Origin of the sequence: Micromonospora sp. M51 (assembly GCF_018070305.1) — a bacterium.
Classification (GTDB): domain Bacteria; phylum Actinomycetota; class Actinomycetes; order Mycobacteriales; family Micromonosporaceae; genus Micromonospora; species Micromonospora parva.
On sequence record NZ_JAGPXZ010001325.1, the window covers coordinates 1 to 818 of the forward strand.

The 818-nt window shown below is 77.8% G+C and carries 1 pseudogene; it reads right to left on the reverse strand.

Annotated features, from left to right (window positions below):
• Nucleotides 1-794: pseudogene (locus KBX53_RS34585) on the reverse strand (LuxR family transcriptional regulator); the annotation flags it as partial.
• Nucleotides 795-818: the final 24 nt, after the last annotated feature.

Consider the following 818-nt stretch of genomic DNA (forward strand, 5'->3'; position numbering starts at 1 on the left):
CCGACCGCGAGCAGCGCGCCGACCTGGGCGGCGTGCGCCCGGGCCGCCGGGTGCCGCGCCGGCAGGTCGGCGGCGAGCGTCGCCACGGCGGCGGCCAGCTCCCGGTCACCCACCCGGGCCGCGGTACGCGCGGCGGCGCTGAGCACCGGCCAACCCTCGCGGGGCAGCTGCGGCAGGCTCTCGTCGGTCACCGCGACGCGGGCCGCCCGGACCGCCTCGACCTTGTCGTCAGCGGCCAGCGCCGCCTCGATCGCCAGCTCGTGCAGGGGCAGCCGGTGGTTCGGCCACAGGTACGGCCGGTTGAGGAAGGTGAGCGCCCGGTCGACCAGTTCGTCGGCGCCCGGATGGGCGCGGGCCAGCCGCAGCCCGGCGCCCAGCTGGAGCCAGTGCAGCCCGGTCACACCCGACAGGTCGATCCGGGCGGCCTCCGCGCAGACCGCCTCGGCCTCGTCCCACCGGCCCAGCGCGATGAGCGCCTCGGCCCGGTTGGAGAGCAGGTACGCCCCGGTGGAGCGGCTGATCCCCACCCGACGCGCCTCCGTCGCCCCGGCCTCGGCGGCCTGCGCGGACTCGGCGTAGCGGCCCAACTCGCAGAGCATGTCCGACTCGAAGACCATGGCGAGCACCAGGGTGGGCGCGTCGCCGGCGGCACGGGCTGCGGCGGCCGCCTGGCCCAGCTCGGCCAGCCCTCCGGTGAGGTCCCGCTCGCCGTGGCAGAGCAGCGCGATCCGCGTCGACAGCAGGGCCACCTGCTCTCCGAGCGCCTCGGCATCGGCGGCGGCCTCGGCTGCCACCCGGGCCGCCTTCTTCGGGTCGAT